Consider the following 260-nt stretch of genomic DNA (forward strand, 5'->3'; position numbering starts at 1 on the left):
CCTCTACAACCAGTCGCTCAACCAGTTCGAGTTCCACAAGGGACCGATCTTCGCCTCCGTGGTGCTGGCCGACGAGATCAACCGCGCGTCGCCGAAAACGCAGAGCGCGCTGCTCGAGGTCATGGAGGAGGGCAAAGTCACGGGCGACGGCGAGAGCTACCCGGTCGGCCGCCCCTTCATGGTCATCGCCACGCAGAACCCCGTCGAGCAGGCCGTAACCTACAAGCTGCCCGAAGCCCAGCTCGACCGTTTCATTATCA

The 260-nt window shown here is 63.1% G+C and carries 1 protein-coding gene; it reads left to right on the top strand.

The annotated features are described in order from the left end of the window. The coding region (locus SB771_RS35400; RefSeq protein WP_410722092.1) for an AAA family ATPase at window positions 1-260 on the top strand (260 nt) is incomplete at both ends.

Origin of the sequence: Burkholderia sp. SIMBA_051, assembly GCF_046534915.1 — a bacterium.
Lineage (GTDB): Bacteria > Pseudomonadota > Gammaproteobacteria > Burkholderiales > Burkholderiaceae > Burkholderia > Burkholderia ambifaria.